The sequence below is a fragment of the Breoghania sp. JC706 genome, from assembly GCF_037026715.1.
Classification (GTDB): domain Bacteria; phylum Pseudomonadota; class Alphaproteobacteria; order Rhizobiales; family Stappiaceae; genus Breoghania.
Genome location: NZ_JBANCG010000002.1, coordinates 204,215 through 221,679 on the forward strand (window position 1 = coordinate 204,215; position 17,465 = coordinate 221,679).

Genomic DNA, 17,465 nt, shown 5'->3' on the forward strand with positions numbered 1-17,465 from the left:
GGCATCGGACAATCCGTCTTGAAAGTGCCGCAAGGGCAGGTTTTCCGCCGGGTCGCGCGCGCGTTGCGGCGCTGCAACAGTGTTGCCGATCTCTGCATTGCCGTATTGTATAGCGGAATGCATTCTGTATTGTGGAATAATGTTCGAGAGCCGCAACGCCGTCCGACCGGGGGCAATCGCCGGGCGCGGAATGCGGCTTTCGACGCAAAATCCATGAAAACGTCGAGATAACTGACAGCCAGCATTTCATGCCAGCCAGCAGTAACCGGTGAGGCAAAAATGAAATCGCGTGCGTGTGCCCGTCTGCTTGGCAGTGTCAGCTTCCTGTCCCTTTCCGTTGTGATGGCGTCCTCTGCCGTGGCGCAGGACGCCAGCAGCGCGGGCAATGTGATCGAGCTCGACACCATTGTCGTCAGCGGCGAAAAGGTCGAGCGCAGTCTCGACAAGACCGCCAGCTCGGTGACGGTGGTCGGTAGCGCAGACCTGGAGACCCGGCCGGGCGATGATTCGGTCGAGAGGGCGCTGCAGAACATTCCGAACGTGAACTACTATTCGGCCGTCGGCGCCGCGCCGTCGATCCGCGGTCAGGACACGCAGGGTCCCAACACCGGCGCCGTCGCCTTCTTCGGTGGCACCGTTCCGCGCGCGACCATCAACATGGATGGCCACAACCTCAACTACTTCGAATATGTCTACGGCACGTCCTCGATCTGGGACGTGGATACGATCGAGGTCTTCCGCGGCCCGCAGACCACCTCGCAGGGCGCGAATTCGGTCGCCGGCGCGATCATCGTGAACACCAAGGATCCGACCTTCACCACCGAGGGGGCTGCCCAGGTCGAGGTGGGCAACTACAACATGAAGCGCGGCTCGGCGATGTTCAATTCGCCGATCGGCAACGATCTCGCCTTCCGCCTGGCGCTCGACCACTACGGCCGCGACACCTTCATCGACTACGTCAGCCCCTCCTACACGGCGGGCGCCACCGACACCGACCTGATGCGGTTTACCGGCCGCGCCAAGCTGCTGTGGACGCCGGAGGCCATTCCGGAGCTGGAGGCGAAGCTCACTTACCAGCATTCCCAGTCGAACAACCCGACCCAGGAATCCGCTTTCGAGCCTTATGACGACCTCGACAGCACGGTGACCAACATGCCGACCTGGTACCAGCGCACCAACACCGGCATCGCGGACGTGACCTACGCGTTCAAGAACACGCTGAAGCTGACCAACCAGTTGCAATATTCCGATACCTACACCAAGCGGAACATCGAGCCGGTGACGGCCGGCAAGGCGATCATCGAGGAGACCAACGTCTCCAACGAGACGCGGCTCAATTTCGGCGATGCCTTCACGCGGGTCAGCGGGGTTGCCGGCGTCTACTACTCCCACACGGATTCCGACGAGACGCTGAACTATCTCGGCAACTCCGCCTTCGACGACACCAAGGACAATCTCGGCCTCTTCGCCGAGGTCGATGTCAAGCTGACCGACCGCTGGACGCTGACCGGCGGCCTTCGCTACGAGCGCGACCGCGTGCAGCGGGTCGGCACCTCGTCCTTCACCACGACCGATCTCGACTATGACCAGACTTTCGACGCCTGGCTGCCGAAGGTCTCGCTCGCCTATGAGCTCACCCCGGAGGTCACCGTCGGCGCGCTCGTCAGCCGTGGCGCCAATCCCGGCGGCGTGGCGCTCGATCTCTACCAGCGCCGCTGGATGGACTTCGAGCAGGAGACCGTGTGGAACTACGAGCTCTTCACCCGCGCGCACTTCCTGAACGACAGGCTGTTCGTCTCCGGCAACGTGTTCTTCATGGACTACACCGATGCCCAGCGCTACGTGACGACGAACCTCGTCTCCGGCGTCACGCAGATCCTGACGGTGAACGCCGAGAGCGCCTATTCGTATGGCGCGGAAGTGGCGATGACCTACCGGCTTCTGGACAATGTCAGGGGCAGCGCCAATGCCGGCATCCTGAAGACCGAGATCGAGGAGTTCAGCCTGCTGCCGGCCTACGAGGGCAACGATTTCTCAAAGGCGCCGGGCTACATGCTGGGCGCGGGCGTGGAATGGAACATCACGCCGGAGCTGTTGCTGGCGGTCGACGTCAAGCACGTGGACGGCTACTACTCCGACGACGCCAACACCCCCGCCTATCAGGTCGATCCCTACACGGTCGCCAATTCGCGCCTGAGCTACCAGATGAACGATCATCTGAAGCTCTACGGCTACGTCAACAACATCTTCGACGAGCGCGAGCCCACCTATCTGCAGGCGAACCGTTCCGTCGGCGGCACGGAAGGCTACATGCTCTCGCCGCGCATGTTCGGTGTCGGCATGAAGGCGACGTTCTGATCCCATGAAGCTTGTGAAAAACGTCATCCCGGCCTTGGTTGCCTGCCTCGCGGTCGCACTCGCCGCTGAGGCGGGCCTCGCCGGCGAAAAGACCGTCACCGACGACACCGGCCGCACCGTCACCGTGCCGGAGAGGCCCGAGCGTATCGTCGTCCTGCATGAGCCTCTGCTGGGCGTGCCGATCATCGATATCGGAGGACCCGTCGTGGGCAGCTATGGACGCACGGACGAGGGCAAGGTGTTGACAGCTGTCAACTTCGTCACGGCCGTGCTCGGTCCCGACGCGCCTCAGCCCAGATCGGGCATCGGTGCCATCGGCGCCATCGATCTGGAGCGCCTGAGGGCGCTCCACCCCGACCTGATCGTCTCCACCGAGCATGATCGCGACAAGGCCGACCAGCTCTCCGCCGTCGCCCCCGTCTATCTTCAGGCGAGCAGCACCGGCGAGGTCCACGGCTTTTCCGCGCAGGCGGATCTGGCGAAGCTGATCGGCCGCGAGGATGCCTTTGCAAGACGCGAGGCCGACTATCGCGCGCGGCTCGAAAAGCTGCGCGCGTCCTTGGCCGAAGACCCGGAGGGCAAGACCTATCTCGCCGTCATGATCTCCGATCAGGCGAGCCTCGTCGGCAACATGTCGGGGCTCATCCAGGCGGTGGAGGATCTCGGCTACGTCCGCGTGCCGCTCGATAATGCGGGTGCCGCAAGCGGGCTCGGCTCCACCTTCGCCGTTCCTCTGTCGCCTGAAATCCTGGGACGTCTCGACCCGGATCTCCTGATCGTCATGAAGAGCTATGCGGAGGCGGACCGCGACGAGGCGGCGATCCGCGCGCGGCTCGATCGCATCATGCCCGGTTGGGAGCGCTTCCTGAAACCGGCGCGCGAGGGGCGGATCATGTTTGTGGACGCCGCCCCCCTCGCAACGCCGAGCGTGGCCAGTGCGGAGAATTTCCTCGATCTCTACGAGAGTTGGGTGAAGCGCTGAGGCGGAGACTTGGGGCGGCGGTTTGGCCGCCGCTCCTCGCCCCACAACATCTTACCTCACCCGCAAGGCCCTGAGCCGCAGCGTGATGATGAAGAGCGGCACGCCCAGGATCGTCAGGCTGAGGCCGAGCGGTAACGCGATGTCGCCGGCATAGGCCCGCGTCAGGCAGTCGGCGCCGACCACGAGGACGCCGCCGGCAAGCCCCGACAGGATCAGCCGCGCCCGCCCGCGCGCGGGCGACAGGAAGCCCGCCAGATGCGGCGCCATGACCCCCAGAAAGATCAGCGGACCGACCGCCGTCACCGCGGCTGAGCTCAGCAGCACGGCGGCCAGCAGGATCAGCGGGCGCGACCACGCGACCGGCTCGCCGAGCGCCTGTGCCAGTTCGTCGCCGAGATCGTAGCTCTTGAGCGCGCGCCCGGTGAAGAAGGCGACGACGAGGCTCAGGCCGAACCACGGCGCGATCGCGAGGATCGCCTCGGGGCTCGCCTGGAACAACGATCCCGCCAGCCAGTCCGACAGCGAATAGGAGGTTTCCTTCGGCGTGTAGAGGATCAGGATCGAGGTGACGGAGGAAAGCACCGTATCGACGGCGATGCCCATCAGCAGGATCGCGAGCCCGCTGGAGCGTGCGCCGCCGGAAAGCCAGATGAGCGCCAGCGCCACGGCGAGGCCGCCGGCAAGCGCCGCGACCGGGATCAGGCCTTTCGGCGCTTCGGGCATGAACACCAGAAGCAGCATGATCACCACCATCGAGCCCTGCGACAGGCCGAAGAGCCCCGGGTCGGCCAGCGGGTTTCGCGCAAGCGACTGCAACATCGCGCCCGCCATCGCCACCAGCCAGCCGGCCATGAAGCCGACCACAATGCGCGGCAGCCGTACGTCGATGAGCGCAAATGCCTGATCGGGGGCGACCGTCGTACCCGCAAGGCCTGTCAGGACATCGGGAAAGCCCGTCTCCGTCGCGCCCACCAGCAGCGCCATGACGGAGAGCACCAGGGCGAGAACGGCCAGGAAAACGGCCGCCGCCAGATTGCCGAGCCGGATCTGGAGGCCGGAGGCGAAGGCGAGCACCGGCTTGCCGTCGGTCGCGCGCGTCAGGGTCATGTCGCGCCTCGTGCGCCGGGGGTGAGATAGAAGCGGCGCACGATCGCCACGAAGACGATGCCGCCGACGAGGTCCGTCAGGATGCCCGTGTGGAGCACGTAGGGCGAAAACGCGTGGCGCGCGATGAGATCGCCGGCAAGACAGGCGATCGCGCCCACCATCGCCGAGGCCGGCAGGGTCACGCCGAAACCGGCGCCGGTGAAGGGGCGCACGATATGCGGAACCACGAGGCCGACGAAGCCGATGGGCCCGCAGATCGCCACCGCCGAGCCCGCGCCAAGCGTGACCGCGGCGAGCGCGATCCGGCTTGTCCACTTGACGTTGACGCCCGCCGAGGCCGCCTTTTCGGGGCCCAGCATGACGAGGGTCAGCGGGCGGGAGATGACGGCGAGCACGACGAGGGAGAGGGCGCCGATCCACCAGAAATCGGCCAACCGGTCGGCATAGACGTGATTGATGTTGCCGGTGATCCAGCCGAGGAAATCGCTCCGGCGCGCCGGATCGGCCAGCAGGAAGGCGTTGGCGATGCCGACAAAGAGCATGGAGACGAGGGCGCCCGAAAGGATCAGCGCCAGCCCGCGCGGGTCGCGCGAAAGGCCGGCGAGCCGCGCCACGCTCAGGCAGGCCACGAAGCCGAAGGCCGCTCCGGCCAGGGCCGCCACCCCTTGAGCGGCGACGCCGAGGTTGAACGTGTAGGCGCCGACGATCACGAACAGCATGGCGCCGGCGTTGATGCCCAGCGTGGAAGGTGAGGCGAGCGGATTGCGGGTGAGTCCCTGCAGCACGGTGCCGCCGGCGGCCATCAGCGCGCCGGTATAGATCGCGATCAGCGCGCGTGGCAGCCGCTGGTAGACCACGACGAAATGGTCGTAATCGTCGAGATCGAACCGGGTGAGGGCGGCGATCACGTCCCGCCAGCCGATCGTCACCGCGCCGATGGCGAGGTTGGCGAGGAGGCTTGCGAGAAGGATCAGGGCGACCGCCGCGAGAAAGAGCCAGCGCCGCCTCATGCCTGTGCCCGCTTGCGGTCCAATTCCGGGCCAGGCGAGAGGGCGGGCTCCCCGCGTCCCCTGCGGTTGGGCAGGCAGACGAGACGCCCGTCGCGCACGAAGATGTCGCTCTCCAGTCCGAAAACGCGCGAAACGGCCTCCGCCGTCACGGTTTCCGCCACCGCGCCCGCGGCCTCGATCCGGCCCTCGCGCATCATCACCACATCATCGGCGAAGGTCGTCGTGAGGTTGAGGTCGTGCAGCACGGTCACGACCGTCTTTCCGTGGATCTCCGTCAGCTCGCGCACCAGATCGAGAACGGCATACTGGTACTTCATGTCGAGGTGATTGACCGGCTCGTCCATCAGCACGGTCTCCGCGTCCTGCGCCAGCACCATGGCGATGAAGGCGCGCTGGCGCTGGCCGCCGGACAGCGCGTTGACCTGCCGGTTCGCCATGTCGGCAAGGCCGACCGTTTCAAGCGCATGGGCGAAGAGCTTGCGGTCGCGCGCGCTCGGGCCGCCGATGAGCGAATAGCGGGCGTATCCGGCAAGCTCGACCAACTCGCCCAGCGTCATGTAGTCCGGGCAATGGCTTTCCTGCGGCAGGTAGGCGATGCGGCGGGCAAGTCCCCGCCGACCGATCCGGCCAAGCGGCACCCCAGCCAGCGTCACCTCTCCCGACTGGACCGGCACGAAGCCCATGATGGCCTTCAGGAGAGTCGATTTGCCGCAGCCGTTCGGGCCGACCAGAGCGGTCAGCCGGCCGGTTGCGAAGCCGACAGACAAGCGGTTGAGAACTCTTGTTTTTCCATAGGAGGCGACGACGTTTCTGGCTTCCAGCAAAGCCTTGGATTCCCGACTTGGCAAATAGGCGTAGGGATAAAACCATACTATTATACTCAAGAATTAGAAAGGCCCTGCACCGCTGTCTGTCGGGGCATCGTGACGCGCGGATTTTCGAGGAAGGCTGGACTGTATGAGAAACAACAAGATGCTGCACATCGGCATGTCGCTCGCTCCCACCTGGCTGAGCGGCGAGGCGTGGCGGCGCCCTGACAGCAACGTCGAAGGCCTGCTCACGAGCGACTACTATCTCGATATCGCAAGGCGTTCGGAGGCGGCGAAGCTCGATTTCGTCTTCCGGCCGGACACGCTTTTTCTCCATCCGAAGATGCTCGAATCAGGGCCTGGCTTCGGTGCTCTCGACCCCACCGTCCTGCTCGCCTCTATCGCGCACGGAACCTCTCGCATCGGACTGCTGTCCACCGTCTCCACGACGTTCTATCCGCCCTATGTCGTCGCCCGGCAGATCCAGTCGCTGAACTGGCTGAGCAACGGCCGGGCCGGCTGGAACATCGTCACCGCGCTCGATGGCAACGAGAATTTCGGCCTTGCCGACATGCCGACGCCGGAAGAGCGCTATGCCCGCGCCGCGGAGTTCACCGAAGTCGTGCGCCGGCTGTGGGACAGCTTCCCCGAAGCCGCGATCCGGCACGACCGGGAGGCGGGGATCGGCACGGATGCCTCCCTCATTCGCCCGATCGACCACGAGGGCGGCTGCTTCTCGGTCAAGGGGCCGCTCAACCTGCCGTCCTTCGGCCGCTCGCCGGTGCCGCTCATCCAGGCCGGCGCATCGCCGATTGGGCGCGACTTCGCATCCTCCATCGCCGATGCGATCTTTGCGGCGACGCCAGACAGGGACGCAGCCATCGATCTGCGCCGGGACCTGCGCTCGCGCGCGGAAGGCCACGGCCGGCCGGCCGATGCGATCAAGGTACTGCCCGGTCTCAGTCTCTATCTCGGCCGTACACGGCAGGAGGCGCGGGACCTTTTCGCCGAAACCCATGCCCGCGCCGACCGGGGGCGGAAGATCGCCACGATCCTCGAAATGACCGGGCTCGACCTTTCCGACTGGCCGGACGAGCGCCGCGTGACGTCGGCCGATCTGCCCACGGCGCCGGAAAAGGTGCGCAGCCGCACCCATTCCGACCTGTTGCGGCGGCTGATCCTGCGCGATGAGCCGACGGTAGCCGATCTGCTCACACGTCCGGAGGTGATGGGATCTTCGCACTGGCAGGTGATCGGCACCGTGGACGATGCCATCGCCGAGATCATGGACTGGGCGGACGCTGGCGCCATGGACGGGTTCATCGCCGTGCCCGGCGGGTCGGTGGCGTGTATGCACCGCACGCTGGACGAGATGATCCCAAGGCTTTCGGAAGCTGGCCTTTTCCGCAACGATTATTCCGGCACAACCTTCGCCGAGCATCTGGCCGAATAGCGCGCCGTCGTCAGCCTCGCGCGGCCGCCGCCATGGACTGGCGCTGGCGCAGCAGCAGCTGCATGATCTTGTCCTGGATCTCGCCCGCGCCGGTTTTCGACTTGATGATGACGAGGTCGATGCGCGGATCGCTGTAATCGCCTTCCAGCGCGGTGACGATGGCCACGGCTGCATGCGAATTGTCGGGCAGCTCGTCGAGCAGATCGAGGCCGTTGCCGTCCTTCAGGGAGACATCGATGATGATGATGTCGAACCGCTCGGCCTGAAGGCAGGTCTTCGCGCTCGCCAGGTCGCCGGCGTGGCGCAGCAGGATCATGTCCTTGAACGTTTCCGCCAGCACGGAGGCGAAATCCGCGTCGTCTTCCACATGCAGCCCCAAAAGGCGGATGTCATCGGCCCGGCGGATCGTCGGCACGTCGACAATTTCGGCGACTGTGAGCGGGAAGGTCATCCAGAAGGTCGTGCCCTCGTTGGCCTTTGTCTCGAAGCCGACATCGCCGGACATGTCCTCGATCAGCTTCCTGGTGATGGACAGACCGAGCCCCGTGCCGCCGATCTTGCGGGCCGGCGTGCTGTCGGCCTGCGAGAACGGGGTGAAGACCTGTGCCTGAAACTCCTCCGGTATCCCGGGACCGTGATCCATGACGGAAATGCGGACGTTGCCCCCGTCGGCCACCGCTTTGATCGTGACGCTCGAAAACGCCGGGGAGAACTTGACCGCGTTCGACAGCAGGTTGGCGAGGATCTGCTGGAAGCGGCTGATATCGATGACGATCTGGAGAGGTTGCGGCGGCAGGTCGAGCTCGATCTTGACCGAGAACTGATCGGCGTAGCCGCGAATGAGCTCCGCGGCCTGACGCAGCTCGTTCTGGACGATCGTCGTTTCCATTTCGTACTTGACTTCGTTGCTCGTCAGTTTCTCGAAATCCAGGATGTCGTTGACGAGCGTGATCAGTCGGTTCGTGTTCTTCTGGGCAAGCGCGATCATCTGGTAGACGCTGCCGGGCAGCCCGGCCGGGATCATCTTCCCCACCAGGCCCAGCGATCCGCGTATCGACGTCAGCGGCGTGCGCAACTCGTGGCTGACGGTGGAAACGAACTCGGTCTTGACCCGTTCCATCTCTCGCCGCTCGCTGATGTCGCGCATGATCGCGGAGAACTTCGTCCGTCCGTTGAGGTTCAGCTGATTGATGGAGACCTCGATCGGCACTTCCTGGCCGTCCTTGCGCAGACCTTCAACCTCGATGGTGGTGCCGATCAGGTCGCAAACGCCGTCCTGCTCGTATCGAAGTAGGGTATCCTTGTGGCGCTCCAGCTTCTCCGGCGTCATCAGCATCGACACGGGCTTTCCGATCACCTCTGTCGAGGCGTATCCGAAGATGCGCTCGCAGCCGGGGTTGAAGCGCTCGATCGTGCCGTTTCGGTCGACGAGGATAAGGCCGTCGGTGACGTTCTCCACGATGGCAATGGCCGTCCGGCTGAGCGGGATCATCACGGCGCGCGCGAAGAAGATCGATCCGATGACGAAAAACAGGATCACGATGCCCCCGGCCATCATGACCTCCATCCCGGCCCGGTTGGCCTTTGCATAGAGTTCGGACTTCGGAACCTGGATGACGATGCTGACCCTGTCGTCGAACCCGCCGTAACCCTCGTCGTTGTTGATGACGAAGCTCACCGTCTGTTCGTCCTCGAAGATCTCCTCGTCCTGCGTGGAATCGAGAACCTTCCCGATGATGGCGGGAGGGGTGCGCGTGTAGGCGCCGTGCAGTTCAAGCGGCAGCGGTTCCCGGCCAATCCCGCCCGGGTGCTCCATGTAGTCGCCCTGGCCGTTGATGATGAACGTGTGTCCGTAAGGCCGCATGGCGGCAAAGGCGTCGTGCAGCATTGCGGCGTAATTTGCATTTATCACGAGCATTCCGAAGCGTTGGCCGCTCTCGTCGTCGATAGACAGGACGCCGCGCATCGTCGGGATGTTGCGGGGGTCCCTCTGGCCGAACTCCCGGTTGAAGGTCACTTCCGAGAAGACGACACGGCCGGAGCGCGCCACGGCGCCGAGCTTGAAGTAGAATTCGTTGCCTTTTTGCTGGAGCTGCTGCGGCGGCACCACCACCGATCCGGCTCCGTCCTGGGTGCGGTCGACGCGCACGATTTCCCTGCCCTGGTCGGCGAGGCCGATGTAGCGCAGCTGGAAGTTGTTGGGGCGCTGGCGCAGTGCCGAGGTGAAGATGGTGGCAAGCCGCTGGCGCCACAGCTCTTCCGTCGACCCGTCGAGCGGATCGATGCCGCCGTTGCGCGAACTGCGGATGATGCCCTGGATGGGGGGCATGTCCGCCAGCATCTTCAGGTCGCGGGCCATGTAGCTGTAAATGCTGCGAAATCTCTGCGACATCAGCCGTGCTTCCACGACCAGGGTCTTTTTCGCCTCCTCAACGGCACCCGTCCGCACGCGATTGTAGGCGACAAACCCGACGACCATCGTGCTGACGATGACGCACAGCAAAACCACCAGCATGATGGTGTGCTGGATCGAACGGCCAATCCGTCCGGCGATACGCAGAACGGGCTTTTCTGCTTCCGGCCTACCTAGCGGCATTACCGGCATCCTCTCCTCGGAATATGTAAAACCATGTATATCTCAGTGAGTATTGTTATAATTAGTTATTAGTTCCATCTAATCGATTTATATTATTATTATGATAGAGATCATATCATGAAAAATATTGTAAACTACAGAATTTTGAGTAAATGAATACGAATTATTTTCATGCGACTGTGGGCGGCCAGTCGGGATGGGGCCGGTCGCAATGGGATCCGCGCAAAGAGCGGGCATGCGGGCAGCCGGCCGTGCTGAAGGCAGCGCGGATGTGACGGGACGGCGCCGCAAAACAGCGAAAACAGGAGAGAGGCGCAGCCGGGAGTGCGTTTGGACCCTTACGCAGCGTCCGAATTCGAAATTGCCTTTCGGCAAGCAACAATGAGATCATCGGCCGGATGGACGGCTTCCTCCAGCGAATTGGAGAAGTCGAGCAGCGCATCTTCAAGGATGCGGGCATGGGCGCTGATCGTGTCGAACCCGTAGGTCTTGCCCGAGCCGACCATCTTGTGCGCCAACAGCGTGAGTTCCTCACGCAGCGCGGATGGATCCGCACCCGCCTCGATGTTGCCGAGCACCGTCTCCAGCGCCTCCAGCCTCTGGGGCAGGTTTTCGACGTAGCGCGCGCGAAGCCGTTCGAAGAGCACATCCCAGGTCTGCGAATCCGCCGGTTTCATGCCAGAAATCCCGTATCCGGGTCAGGGGTGACGTGACCGTTTCAGAATTGATCCAATTGCGCTTATGTTCTGGAGTAATTTAAACAAACAAAAAAATATTAGTATTTATAAAATTACCTAAGTACAACAACCTATAAGGAAATACGGAAGAACAATTTAGAATTGTATATTGGAGTTTACTGGGTCATTATCGATTTCCGTATATTGGTTGTGCGGTCCGGCTTGCTTCGATCGCTGTCGCGGAAATGCTTCAGTTCCACAACTTGAATTCGTGCGACGTGACGCCGATTGGTTGACCGTTGTGATGGCATGGCTCCAAACCCTCGGGCGCTTCAGCCCGGATCCGGCAACGTGTGGGGCGGCGGTTAAGGCTCCGGGCCGTGCCGGATCGCGGACAAGCGCCTCTGGCCTGACGGGAATGCGATGCCTGTCGACCTGACGCAGGTTGTTTCATGGAAAGTCGATTTCACATGCGCCTTCTGCCCGGCGTGCTCATCAAGATGCTGCCCATTGCGGTCGCGTTGATGGCCGGGATCGCCATGACCGCGTACTGGCACGTCAACACGACCTTCCGGACGGAGCTTCACCGGGGGCTGGAGCGCGAGGGCATTCTGGCGATCAAGGAGATCGACGCCCGGCTCGGCGCGCTCTCGAGCGTTCTCGACACGATCGCCCGCAACGGGTTCATCGTCGGTTCCGCGTCCGAAGCGGGGGCGTCCGGAGACCCCGTTCGGGAGGAGCGCATCAAGTTGTTCTTCGAGAGCCTGACCATGGTCGCGGTGCCCGGCGCGCTGGTCGGGCAGACGGACAAGATGGGGCGGGTCATCGCCGCGAACCGCGAGATCGACGTGCCTGCGGCCCTGCCCGACTTCCGCGAAATGCTGAAAGCGGGGCGATATCTCGAAATCGAGCGCGAACAGGTGACGCTGGCGGTTCCGATCATGCGCGCAGGCAAGGCGCATGGCGTCGTTTTCGCCCGCTTTCCCTCCTTCGCGCTGGCCACCTACATGAACCTCTCCCACTTCGGGTCCCGCGCTTTCGTCACGGTGGGCGGCATTTCGATCGCCACCGACGTGGCCGCCGCCAGCTTCCTTCGCGAGCGCGCCGCCGACAGGTCGCAGGAGTGGATAGAGGTTTCCGCGCAGTCTTCGGTCTATCCGGAGCTTGGCGTGTTGCTCTTCTCGCAGCGCGGCGACCTGCTGGCGCCGTTGCGCGGGCTCGACCGTACGCTCGGGTTATCAGCCATGGCGAACCTCGCCGTGCTGACGATCGCCTTGATCATGACGGCCATGCTGGTGGCTCGACCGCTCGTGCGTTTCGCGCAGGACGTCAATGACGTGCGCGATGCCTCCGATCTGTCGCGACGCGTCAGTGCGCGCGGTTATCTGGAGGTGGTCAAGCTCGCCCAGACGTTCAACGAGATGATGGGGCGTTTGCAGAAGACGCTGGTTTCCTACGACCTGCTGGCGCAGGAAAACAGGTATCGGCGCGCCGCGGAACAGACCTTGTGCGACAAGCAGGCGGAGACGTCCGCGATCGTGGAGACGGTGGCCGATGCCATCATCGTCATCGACAAGTACGGGACGATCCGCTCCGCCAACCCGGCGTCCTACCGTATCTTCGGCTACGAGCATCGCGAGTTGCTCGGCCACAACGTCGCGATGTTGATGGCGACGCCGCACAGCATCAACCACGATCAGTACATCCGCAACTATCTGGAGACCGGCGAAGCGAAGATCATCGGCATCGGACGCGAACTCGAGGCGCGTCGCTACGACGGCGGGGTGTTTCCGATCGAGCTCTTCGTCGCCGACATCATCCTCAACGACGAACCGCATTTCGTCGGCGTCATCCGCGACATCACCGAACGGCGCAGGGTCGACAGGATGCAGCGTGAGTTCATCGCCCTGGTGAGCCACGAACTGCGCACGCCGCTGACCTCGCTGACCGCGTCTCTCGGGCTCGTGCGTTCGGGCAGGATGGGAGACCTGCCGGACAAGGCGCAGGCACTGGTCGATCTGGCCCAGAAAAACGTCAATCGGCTGATCGATCTGGTCAACGACATCATGGCCGTCGAGAAGCTGCAATCGGGCCGTATCGATCTCGATCTGGAGGTCGTCGATATCGTGGCCCTCGTGCGCAGCGAACTGGACAACATCGCCGGCTACGGCACGCGCAACGGCGTGCGTTTCGCGCTTCACACCAGTCTCGAGGAAGGCCGCGTGGTGGCGGATCCGAAGCGGCTCGGCCAGGTGCTCGCGAACCTTCTCTCCAATGCCGCCAAGTTCAGCGGCGAGAACGCGATCGTTACCGTCCGCGTCGAACGGGAAGGGCGCTTTTTCCGTGTTTCCGTTTGCGATCAGGGCGTCGGCATTCCACCGGATGGGCTGGACAAGGTGTTCGACAAGTTTGTCCAGCTCGACACGACCGACGCCAAGAACGGACAGGGGTCCGGTCTGGGCCTGTCGATCGCGCAGGCGATCATGAAGCTGCACGGAAGCCGGATCGAGGTGGAGTCGGAAGTCGGCCGGGGGTCGACCTTCCGCTTCGATCTCGTCGAACACCAGAACGAAGACGACGAGGATGCCGGTTCGCCGGAACCGCAGGCGCATGGAGTGATGGGCGCTTTGGGAGAAAGCGCGTCCGGAACGTGATGATACGGGGAAAGTCTGGAAACCGGGGGAGGAGCAATGAAACGGAGCAAGACAGATGGCAATGGCTTTGATCGTGGATGACGACCCGGATTGGCTCACGCTGATCGATATGGTCCTCGGCAAGGAAGGCATGGGTACGATGAAATGCACGGAGGGCCGGGGCGCATTCGATGTCGCCCGTCTGGAGCATCCCGACCTCATCATTCTCGATGTCTTCATGCCCGGCGTGGATGGTTTCCAGCTGCTCTGGCAGCTTCAGAACACGCCGGAAACCCAGGATATCCCGATCGTGATGGTGTCGTCGCGCGACTCCGCCATGGACGTTTCCTGGGGCCAGCGGCTCGGCGCCTTCACCTACATCTCCAAGAACGCCTCGTTCCAGGAACTCGCCCCGCTGCTTGCCGAAGCCGCATCCGCCGCGCTGTCCGCCGCCGCGCAGGACCGGATGCACGAAGCCTGATCTGATTCTTTCCGCGCGCTGGGCTGGAAAGCAAACGAGAGAGTGAATGATGCGTGTGCTCTATGTCGATGACGAAGACGATATTCGCGAAGTGGCCGCCCTGTCTCTGGGGCTCGACCCGGAACTGGAGGTCAACGTCTGCGCCTCGGGGCGCGAGGCTCTCGCAATGGTGCAGAACTGGCAGCCGGATATCGTGCTGCTCGACGTGATGATGCCGGGCATGGACGGGCCGGAGACGTTGGAGAAACTGCGCGAGATCGAGGCGACGAAAGCGACCCCGGTCGTCTTCATCACCGCCCGCACCCAGGCCTACGAGATCGAACGCTTCCTCTCGCTCGGCGCCGTCGGCGTCATCGCCAAACCGTTCGATCCGCTGGCGCTTGCACAGGAAGTGCGCGATCACATGAGTGGCGTCGCCGATCCGGTCTGAGGTCCTGCCGCCCGTCTCAGTTCAGCGCGAGCGGCTTGGGCTGCGGCAGCGGCGCATCGACGGGGTAGGGCACGGCCCAGGTGTGGATCGTGTGGACGCGCGGCGGCTGCGCCGGCTCCAGATAGCTGCGGCGATTGCCGATGCCCATCGGATAAAGTGCCGCGCGCTGGGCCTCGTAGTCGCGCGATTGCGCCGAACACAGCCGCATGCGCATATCCTCGGGCCGTTCGTCGGGTCTGTTTTGCAACGCCTCAAGGGTGATGCCCATCGGCCTGAGTTCGCCGTCGAACGCCTGGCTCAACAGCATCGCGGCGCGTTCGGCGCGCTCGCGATCCGTCGTCGCACCCAGAAGAACCACCATGATCCGCCGCCGGCCGCGCTCGGCCACGCCGACGATGTTGCGCCCGGCCGCACACAGGAACCCCGTCTTCATGCCGACCGCGCCGGGATAGCGCGTCAGCAGGGCGTTGAAGGAATCGACGGCCTTGCCGTCAACGACCACACGCGAGGTCCGGAAGATCGGGCGGTATTGCGGGAATGTCCGGTCGATCGTCATCGCGAGCAGGGCGAGATCGCGGGCGGAAACGTGCTGGGCCGGGTCAAACAGGCCGTTGGGATTTTCGAAATGGCTCGCCGTCATGCCGAGCCGTCGGGCCGCGTCGTTCATCCGTTTCACGAAGGCCGCCTCATTGCCGGCGACCGTCTGGGCGAGCGCGATGGCGACGTCGTTGGCGGAGGCCGCAAAGGCGGCATAGAGCGCATCCTGCAGCTTCATGGCGCGCCCGACGCTCAGTCCGGCATGCAGCGATTCCTGGCTCATCGCCTTTTCCGACATGATCACCGGCGTATCGGGCGACACCTCGCCCGCCGCCAGCGCCTCGAAGGTGACGAAGGCCGTCATCAGTTTCGTCGTCGAGGCCGGATACCATGGCCGCCCGGCTTCCTCGGCGTAGAGAACGGCGCCTGTATCCATGTCCACGACGAGCGCCGGTGTGGTCATGGCGCGGGCGGACAGCGGCAAAAGGAGGACGACGGCGATGGCCACGGCAAACGGCCATGCGCGACGGGCAAGGAGATGGCTCACAGGCATTTTCTCGGTGTGGATGCGGGATATGTTGCGGACGGACGGGGCGCCGGAGCGCGCTCACCCCTGCACCCGGCGGGGACCGCGACCGCATCGCGGGAAGCGACCCCGGAAACAGCGGTAGCGGCGGTCGAAGGGCACATCGGGAAAATCCGGGTGAGTGGGGTCGGGCCCCGTCGCCTGCAATTGCGACAGGCCCGGCGATCTCGTGGGCGGCAGACCGGACGGTTGCTGGAGGGTGGCGGCCGCCTCTGCCCGGTCGCTCGCATGATGGGCCGGGAATGTCGCAACTTCAAGGCGAGGCCTTTCTGCGAGCGACCTTGCCTGTGACAAAAGCCGTCTCCTGCGGATTTCGACACTCAAGACCGGCAAGGGATCAGAAGATCTTGCCGTAGAGCGTCGAATCCTCGGCCCGGACGTGATCGACCTCCACGGCCGTCTCCGCGACTTCACGCGCCATTTCACGCTCATAGCCGTTGCGCGCCACCGTGTCTTCCGGCCACGCCTTGAGCTTCTGGTGCAGCGTCGCGACCTTGCGGTACAGATCCTCGAAGCCGATAGTCCCGCAGCTGCCCTTGAGCGTATGCAGGCAGGTCATCGCCTCCGTCCCCGGCGGCTCGCCCAGCGTTCGGGCGACGTAGAGCGCCCGAAACTCGGCGAAAATCTGCTTGATCGTGGTGCAATGCCGCTCGATCAGCTCGCTGAGCGGATTGCGGATCGACATCGGCTCACCCTCGGGTTTCAGGCCGGCCATTCTTCTTACCCTCCTGTTCGTATGCCTGAGCGTCTTGGTGGAAAACGGCGGTCGCAAGGCGCCAGACCTTGCCGGCCGCTGCGACGACCCGGTCCAGCGTTGCGTAAGGGCGCGTCACGCGCACCTTCGTGTGCAGCGGAAAGGTGCCGCCGTCCTCGATGGTGATTCTCGCCAGCTGGTTGCGCTGGGTGGGCTGAAAGGTGTTCTGGAACTCGTCCGGCAGCTTGTCGGTCACCTGGAGAACCTCCACGACCCGCCCGCCGAGCGTCTGCTGGCCGGAACTCAGCGTCACCGCCTCGCCGACCTCCACCGGAAACAGATGATGAGACGGCAGGTAGGCGAGAACGTACCGGGGCCCCGTATAGAGGCTAAGGATCTTGTCTCCCGTCAGGAAGACATCGCCACGCGCGGGGAGCACGCTGTCGATGGTGCCGCCGACAGGGGCCCGCAGCACGCCGTGATCGTAGAGCCGGTTGAGATCGGCGAAGGCCTCGCGCACCCGCTCGATCGCCGGTCGCAGTGCTTCCTCCGTCGCCGGATGACCAGCGATTTGCGCCTCCAGCCGGATCAGCATTTCCTCAGCGCTGTTGCTTTCCGTAAGGGCTTCGAGCACGCGGTCGGCGGAGGCGAGGCCCTTCCCGGCAAGCTGCTTGATGTTCGTTTTCACCTCGCGGGCTTCCTGCACACGTATCCGGGCGATGGGCAGGAGGTCTTGCGCGACGCGCAATTCCTGCTGCTTGGCCAGTGCTTCGCGGGTCAGTTCGGCGATCCTGAGCGAAAGCTGGGCGAGGCGTTCGGAAATTTCCACGGAGGAGACCACGCCCAGCATGTCGCCTTCGTGCACGCTCTGGCCGATCCTGAGCGGCATCTCGTCGAGCCGGCCGACATATTGGGCCTCGATGTCGATGCGTTCCTGCAGCACGAGGCCCGGCGCGCGCAGCATCACCTGGTCGCCCCAGGCGTAATCGAGGATGCCGACCCCCATCGCCACCAGCATCAACAGGTAGACCCACCGTCCGAGGGACCGTTTGCTCGTTCGCCGTTCGTTGACATGGGTATCGATGCGCTGGCGCGAACGGAGTTTGCGCATG

At 64.0% G+C, this 17,465-nt stretch carries 14 protein-coding genes; 6 read left to right on the forward strand and 8 right to left on the reverse strand.

Annotated elements, in window-relative coordinates; translation table 11 throughout:
* The first annotated feature begins 279 nt into the window (after positions 1-279).
* The gene (locus V2L18_RS04075; RefSeq protein WP_336176538.1) at positions 280-2,358 is read left to right on the forward strand and encodes a TonB-dependent receptor; all 2,079 of its coding nucleotides are present in this window, start codon (positions 280-282) and stop codon (positions 2,356-2,358) included.
* 4 nt (positions 2,359-2,362) lie between these two features.
* Positions 2,363-3,340, forward strand: coding sequence for an ABC transporter substrate-binding protein (locus tag V2L18_RS04080; RefSeq protein ID WP_336176539.1), 978 nt, complete (start codon positions 2,363-2,365; stop codon positions 3,338-3,340).
* 51 nt (positions 3,341-3,391) lie between these two features.
* On the opposite strand, the gene V2L18_RS04085 is transcribed toward V2L18_RS04080, so the two are convergent.
* The 3 genes from V2L18_RS04085 to V2L18_RS04095 are packed head-to-tail and all read right to left on the reverse strand — an operon-like array spanning position 3,392 to position 6,281.
* The gene (locus tag V2L18_RS04085; protein WP_336176540.1) at positions 3,392-4,447 is read right to left on the reverse strand and encodes an iron ABC transporter permease; all 1,056 of its coding nucleotides are present in this window, start codon (positions 4,445-4,447) and stop codon (positions 3,392-3,394) included.
* A complete protein-coding gene (locus tag V2L18_RS04090; RefSeq protein WP_336176541.1) occupies positions 4,444-5,457 on the reverse strand; it encodes an iron ABC transporter permease in 1,014 nt (337 codons plus the stop codon). Before V2L18_RS04090 ends, V2L18_RS04085 begins: the two co-directional genes overlap by 4 nt.
* Positions 5,454-6,281 carry an ABC transporter ATP-binding protein gene (locus V2L18_RS04095; protein WP_336176542.1) on the reverse strand — a complete coding sequence of 276 codons (828 nt, stop codon included), beginning with the start codon at positions 6,279-6,281 and terminating at the stop codon, positions 5,454-5,456. Before V2L18_RS04095 ends, V2L18_RS04090 begins: the two co-directional genes overlap by 4 nt.
* A gap of 133 nt (positions 6,282-6,414) precedes the next feature.
* Here V2L18_RS04095 and V2L18_RS04100 point away from each other — a divergent pair, with 133 nt between their 5' ends.
* Positions 6,415-7,719, forward strand: a complete 1,305-nt coding sequence (locus V2L18_RS04100) for an NtaA/DmoA family FMN-dependent monooxygenase (protein ID WP_336176543.1) — start codon at positions 6,415-6,417, stop codon at positions 7,717-7,719.
* 10 nt (positions 7,720-7,729) lie between these two features.
* Here the strand turns inward: V2L18_RS04100 and V2L18_RS04105 are convergent, their stop codons facing one another.
* Both V2L18_RS04105 and V2L18_RS04110 read right to left on the reverse strand, forming a co-directional pair.
* On the reverse strand, positions 7,730-10,315 hold the full coding sequence (locus V2L18_RS04105) for an ATP-binding protein (protein ID WP_336176544.1): 2,586 nt from the start codon (positions 10,313-10,315) through the stop codon (positions 7,730-7,732).
* 338 nt (positions 10,316-10,653) lie between these two features.
* Entirely contained in the window at positions 10,654-10,992 is a 339-nt protein-coding gene (locus tag V2L18_RS04110; RefSeq protein WP_336176545.1) for an Hpt domain-containing protein, read from the reverse strand.
* Positions 10,993-11,462: 470 nt separating this feature from the next.
* Here V2L18_RS04110 and V2L18_RS04115 point away from each other — a divergent pair, with 470 nt between their 5' ends.
* The 3 genes from V2L18_RS04115 to V2L18_RS04125 are packed head-to-tail and all read left to right on the forward strand — an operon-like array spanning position 11,463 to position 14,536.
* Positions 11,463-13,646: a PAS domain S-box protein gene (locus V2L18_RS04115; protein WP_336176546.1), complete on the forward strand. Its 2,184-nt coding sequence runs from the start codon at positions 11,463-11,465 to the stop codon at positions 13,644-13,646.
* A gap of 55 nt (positions 13,647-13,701) precedes the next feature.
* Positions 13,702-14,106: a response regulator gene (locus tag V2L18_RS04120; RefSeq protein WP_336176547.1), complete on the forward strand. Its 405-nt coding sequence runs from the start codon at positions 13,702-13,704 to the stop codon at positions 14,104-14,106.
* 46 nt (positions 14,107-14,152) lie between these two features.
* Complete coding sequence (locus tag V2L18_RS04125) at positions 14,153-14,536, forward strand: response regulator (protein WP_336176548.1); 384 nt, start codon at positions 14,153-14,155, stop codon at positions 14,534-14,536.
* Between the two features lie 16 nt (positions 14,537-14,552).
* On the opposite strand, the gene V2L18_RS04130 is transcribed toward V2L18_RS04125, so the two are convergent.
* The 3 genes from V2L18_RS04130 to V2L18_RS04140 form a co-directional block, all read right to left on the reverse strand.
* Positions 14,553-15,620 carry a D-alanyl-D-alanine carboxypeptidase family protein gene (locus tag V2L18_RS04130; RefSeq protein ID WP_336176549.1) on the reverse strand — a complete coding sequence of 356 codons (1,068 nt, stop codon included), beginning with the start codon at positions 15,618-15,620 and terminating at the stop codon, positions 14,553-14,555.
* A gap of 376 nt (positions 15,621-15,996) precedes the next feature.
* Positions 15,997-16,374 (reverse strand): Hpt domain-containing protein, encoded by a 378-nt coding sequence (locus tag V2L18_RS04135; protein ID WP_336176550.1) that lies wholly within the window; start codon positions 16,372-16,374, stop codon positions 15,997-15,999.
* The gene (locus V2L18_RS04140; protein WP_336176551.1) at positions 16,349-17,464 is read right to left on the reverse strand and encodes an HlyD family efflux transporter periplasmic adaptor subunit; all 1,116 of its coding nucleotides are present in this window, start codon (positions 17,462-17,464) and stop codon (positions 16,349-16,351) included. The genes V2L18_RS04135 and V2L18_RS04140 overlap by 26 nt, the downstream gene beginning before the upstream one ends.
* Between the last annotated feature and the right edge of the window lies 1 nt (position 17,465).